The sequence below is a fragment of the Microbacterium sp. MYb54 genome, assembly GCF_002979515.1.
Lineage (GTDB): Bacteria > Actinomycetota > Actinomycetes > Actinomycetales > Microbacteriaceae > Microbacterium.
This window is the reverse complement of the sequence record NZ_PCPA01000042.1, coordinates 1-5,580: the sequence shown is the minus strand read 5'-3', so window position 1 is coordinate 5,580 and position 5,580 is coordinate 1. Positions and strand designations below refer to the sequence as shown.

The window sequence follows — 5,580 nt, the reverse complement described above, 5'->3', positions numbered from 1 at the left end:
TAAGATAGAGAAGTTGCCCTGCGGGCCTGGCTGTGATGGCTGGGTCGTGGGAGCATCCGATCCTTGAGAACTCAACAGCGTGCACTTGTCAAATGCCAAATTATCCTCGTCTAGCTTCGGCTAGTTGAGAATTCCTTTGGATCAAAGACCAACCTCCTTTGGGGGTTGGCAACGGATAAAGTCAGCAATGAATTTGTCTCTTTGGTCAGCATCAAACTCGCTGCGTCACCGTTTTCCCGGTGTCGTATGCATTTCTTTTTTACGGAGAGTTTGATCCTGGCTCAGGATGAACGCTGGCGGCGTGCTTAACACATGCAAGTCGAACGGTGAAGCCCAGCTTGCTGGGTGGATCAGTGGCGAACGGGTGAGTAACACGTGAGCAACCTGCCCCTGACTCTGGGATAAGCGCTGGAAACGGCGTCTAATACTGGATATGTGACGTGACCGCATGGTCTGCGTCTGGAAAGAATTTCGGTTGGGGATGGGCTCGCGGCCTATCAGCTTGTTGGTGAGGTAATGGCTCACCAAGGCGTCGACGGGTAGCCGGCCTGAGAGGGTGACCGGCCACACTGGGACTGAGACACGGCCCAGACTCCTACGGGAGGCAGCAGTGGGGAATATTGCACAATGGGCGCAAGCCTGATGCAGCAACGCCGCGTGAGGGACGACGGCCTTCGGGTTGTAAACCTCTTTTAGCAGGGAAGAAGCGAAAGTGACGGTACCTGCAGAAAAAGCGCCGGCTAACTACGTGCCAGCAGCCGCGGTAATACGTAGGGCGCAAGCGTTATCCGGAATTATTGGGCGTAAAGAGCTCGTAGGCGGTTTGTCGCGTCTGCTGTGAAATCCGGAGGCTCAACCTCCGGCCTGCAGTGGGTACGGGCAGACTAGAGTGCGGTAGGGGAGATTGGAATTCCTGGTGTAGCGGTGGAATGCGCAGATATCAGGAGGAACACCGATGGCGAAGGCAGATCTCTGGGCCGTAACTGACGCTGAGGAGCGAAAGGGTGGGGAGCAAACAGGCTTAGATACCCTGGTAGTCCACCCCGTAAACGTTGGGAACTAGTTGTGGGGTCCATTCCACGGATTCCGTGACGCAGCTAACGCATTAAGTTCCCCGCCTGGGGAGTACGGCCGCAAGGCTAAAACTCAAAGGAATTGACGGGGACCCGCACAAGCGGCGGAGCATGCGGATTAATTCGATGCAACGCGAAGAACCTTACCAAGGCTTGACATATACGAGAACGGGCCAGAAATGGTCAACTCTTTGGACACTCGTAAACAGGTGGTGCATGGTTGTCGTCAGCTCGTGTCGTGAGATGTTGGGTTAAGTCCCGCAACGAGCGCAACCCTCGTTCTATGTTGCCAGCACGTAATGGTGGGAACTCATGGGATACTGCCGGGGTCAACTCGGAGGAAGGTGGGGATGACGTCAAATCATCATGCCCCTTATGTCTTGGGCTTCACGCATGCTACAATGGCCGGTACAAAGGGCTGCAATACCGCGAGGTGGAGCGAATCCCAAAAAGCCGGTCCCAGTTCGGATTGAGGTCTGCAACTCGACCTCATGAAGTCGGAGTCGCTAGTAATCGCAGATCAGCAACGCTGCGGTGAATACGTTCCCGGGTCTTGTACACACCGCCCGTCAAGTCATGAAAGTCGGTAACACCTGAAGCCGGTGGCCTAACCTTTTGGAGGGAGCCGTCGAAGGTGGGATTGGTAATTAGGACTAAGTCGTAACAAGGTAGCCGTACCGGAAGGTGCGGCTGGATCACCTCCTTTCTAAGGAGCATCTGACACTTTCGGGTGTCCAGAACCCAGATCGAAGGCATTCGTTCTTCGCTGGGAGCTCATGGGTGGAACATTTGACATGGCATCGAGATCTGATCTCGGAATTAGTACACCGCTTGCGGTTGGAAGGTTCTGAGTGAGGGGATTGGTGTCTGCACGCTGTTGGGTCCTGAGGGACCGGATGCGCACTGGCCTTTGGGTCGAGTGCACAGTCGGTTACTCTGGGCCTCTTTCTGTTTCCCCCGTTTGTGGGGTTGTGGATGGGGGCACCGCCCGTACTTTGAGAACTACACAGTGGACGCGAGCATCTTGCAGCTGACTTCGGTCAGTTGCACAAGATGATCTTAAAGATCATTAGTCAATTTCATGCCGGACCTTTCGGGGTCTGGTGTCGATTCTGATTCAAACTCATGTGATTTATCAAGTCTTTAAGAGCAAACGGTGAATGCCTTGGCATCTGGAGCCGAAGAAGGACGTAGCAATCTGCGATAAGCCTCGGGGAACTGATAAGCAAGTTTTGATCCGAGGGTGTCCGAATGGGGAAACCCCGCTGGGCGGCGTGCCGACCTAGTGACTCCCGCCTGAATATATAGGGCGGGTAGAGGGAACGTGGGGAAGTGAAACATCTCAGTACCCACAGGAAGAGAAAGCAACCGCGATTCCGTTAGTAGTGGCGAGCGAAACCGGAACAGGCTAAACCTAGCGTGTGTGATAGCCGGCAGGCGTTGCACGTTGGGGGTTGTGGGACTTTTCAGTCATCTCTGCCGAGATGGCGGCGTTACAAGAAGGTATAGACGAACGGTCTTGAAAGGCCGGTCATAGAGGGTGACAACCCCGTAGTCGAAATGCCTCTCTTGGCGCGAAGAGTATCCCAAGTAGCACGGGGCCCGTGAAATCCCGTGTGAATCTGTCAGGACCACCTGATAAGCCTAAATACTCCCAGATGACCGATAGCGGACAAGTACCGTGAGGGAAAGGTGAAAAGTACCCCGGGAGGGGAGTGAAATAGTACCTGAAACCGTTTGCTTACAAACCGTTGGAGCCTCCTTAGTAGGGGTGACAGCGTGCCTTTTGAAGAATGAGCCTGCGAGTTAGCGATATGTGGCGAGGTTAACCCGTTGAGGGGTAGCCGTAGCGAAAGCGAGTCTGAATAGGGCGATTCAGTCGCATGTCCTAGACCCGAAGCGAAGTGATCTATCCATGGCCAGGTTGAAGCGACGGTAAGACGTCGTGGAGGACCGAACCCACTTAGGTTGAAAACTGAGGGGATGAGCTGTGGATAGGGGTGAAAGGCCAATCAAACTTCGTGATAGCTGGTTCTCTCCGAAATGCATTTAGGTGCAGCGTTGCGTGTTTCTTGCCGGAGGTAGAGCTACTGGATGGCCGATGGGCCCTACAAGGTTACTGACGTCAGCCAAACTCCGAATGCCGGTAAGTGAGAGCGCAGCAGTGAGACTGTGGGGGATAAGCTTCATAGTCGAGAGGGAAACAACCCAGACCACCAACTAAGGTCCCAAAGCGCGTGCTAAGTGGGAAAGGATGTGGAGTTGCCTTGACAACCAGGAGGTTGGCTTAGAAGCAGCCACCCTTGAAAGAGTGCGTAATAGCTCACTGGTCAAGTGATTCCGCGCCGACAATGTAACGGGGCTCAAGCACGCCACCGAAGTTGTGGCATTGACATTATTGGTAGGCCTTCGTGGTCCAGCCGTGTTGATGGGTAGGAGAGCGTCGTGTGGCCAGCGAAGCGGCGGTGTAAACCAGCCGTGGAGGCTACACGAGTGAGAATGCAGGCATGAGTAGCGAATGACGTGTGAGAAACACGTCCTCCGAAAGACCAAGGGTTCCAGGGTCAAGCTAATCTTCCCTGGGTAAGTCGGGACCTAAGGCGAGGCCGACAGGCGTAGTCGATGGACAACGGGTTGATATTCCCGTACCGGCGAAGAACCGCCCAAGCTAATCCAGTAGTGCTAAGTGTCTGAATCCTAGTGACTGATCCCTTCGGGGTGACGCTCTGGGCCTAGCGCACGACCCCATGCTGGTGCGGTTAGCGTATTAACAGGTGTGACGCAGGAAGGTAGCCCAAGCCAGGCGATGGTTGTCCTGGTGCAAGTGCGTAGGCCGAGTCGTAGGCAAATCCGCGATTCACATAGGCTGAGACACGATGCGGATAAAAAGTGGGTGATCCTATGCTGCCAAGAAAAGCATCGACGCGAGGTTCAAGCCGCCCGTACCCCAAACCGACTCAGGTGGTCAGGTAGAGAATACCAAGGAGATCGAGAGAATCGTGGTTAAGGAACTCGGCAAAATGCCCCCGTAACTTCGGGAGAAGGGGGGCCTTCGGCGTATAGGGATTTACTCCCGAAAGCGTTTGGAGGCCGCAGAGACTAGTGGGTAGCGACTGTTTACTAAAAACACAGGTCCGTGCCAAGTCGCAAGACGATGTATACGGACTGACGCCTGCCCGGTGCTGGAAGGTTAAGAGGACCGGTTAGCCGTAAGGCGAAGCTGAGAATTTAAGCCCCAGTAAACGGCGGTGGTAACTATAACCATCCTAAGGTAGCGAAATTCCTTGTCGGGTAAGTTCCGACCTGCACGAATGGCGTAACGACTTCCCAACTGTCTCAACCGCGAACTCGGCGAAATTGCATTACGAGTAAAGATGCTCGTTACGCGCAGCAGGACGGAAAGACCCCGTGACCTTTACTATAGCTTTGTATTGGTGTTCGGTGTGGCTTGTGTAGGATAGGTGGGAGACTTTGAAGCATGGACGCTAGTTCGTGTGGAGTCATTGTTGAAATACCACTCTGGTCACTCTGGATATCTAACTTCGAACCGTAATCCGGTTCAGGGACAGTGCATGGTGGGTAGTTTAACTGGGGCGGTTGCCTCCCAAAAAGTAACGGAGGCGCCCAAAGGTTCCCTCAACCTGGTTGGCAATCAGGTGTCGAGTGTAAGTGCACAAGGGAGCTTGACTGTGAGACTGACAGGTCGAGCAGGGACGAAAGTCGGGACTAGTGATCCGGCAGTGGCTTGTGGAAGCGCTGTCGCTCAACGGATAAAAGGTACCTCGGGGATAACAGGCTGATCTTGCCCAAGAGTCCATATCGACGGCATGGTTTGGCACCTCGATGTCGGCTCGTCGCATCCTGGGGCTGGAGTAGGTCCCAAGGGTTGGGCTGTTCGCCCATTAAAGCGGTACGCGAGCTGGGTTTAGAACGTCGTGAGACAGTTCGGTCCCTATCCGCTGCGCGCGTAGGAAATTTGAGAGGATCTGACCCTAGTACGAGAGGACCGGGTTGGACGAACCTCTGGTGTGTCAGTTGTTCCGCCAGGAGCACCGCTGATTAGCTACGTTCGGGATGGATAACCGCTGAAAGCATCTAAGCGGGAAGCCGGCCTCAAGATGAGATTTCCATACCTTCGGGTGAGAGGCTCCCAGCCAGACTACTGGGTTGATAGGCCAGATGTGTAAGTGCAGTAATGCATGCAGCTGACTGGTACTAATAAGCCGATGACTTGATAACACACCGTTTGTTGGTGCTACGCGTCCACTGAGTGGTTCTCGATGTACGGTCGAGAACCACATAACAACAATGACTTTGTTATGTGTTTGATTGAAACATCAATAGTGTTTCGGCGGCCATAGCGTGAGGGAAACGCCCGGTTACATTCCGAACCCGGAAGCTAAGCCTCACAGCGCCGATGGTACTGCAGGGGGGACCCTGTGGGAGAGTAGGACACCGCCGGACTCCTTTTAGTCAAAATGGCCACCCATCGTTGGGTGGCCATTTT

General features: G+C 54.2%; 3 rRNA genes. All 3 read left to right on the top strand.

The features are described 5' to 3' along the window. The first annotated feature begins 258 nt into the window (after positions 1-258). The 3 genes from CQ040_RS20370 (at position 259) to rrf (ending at position 5,537) form a co-directional block, all read left to right on the top strand. Positions 259-1,779, top strand: a 16S ribosomal RNA gene (locus tag CQ040_RS20370). Between the two features lie 427 nt (positions 1,780-2,206). Further along, positions 2,207-5,312, top strand: a 23S ribosomal RNA gene (locus tag CQ040_RS20365). 108 nt (positions 5,313-5,420) lie between these two features. Next, a 5S ribosomal RNA gene (gene rrf, locus CQ040_RS20360) occupies positions 5,421-5,537 on the top strand. Together the 16S, 23S and 5S rRNA genes form the textbook arrangement of a ribosomal RNA operon. The last annotated feature ends 43 nt before the right edge of the window (positions 5,538-5,580 follow it).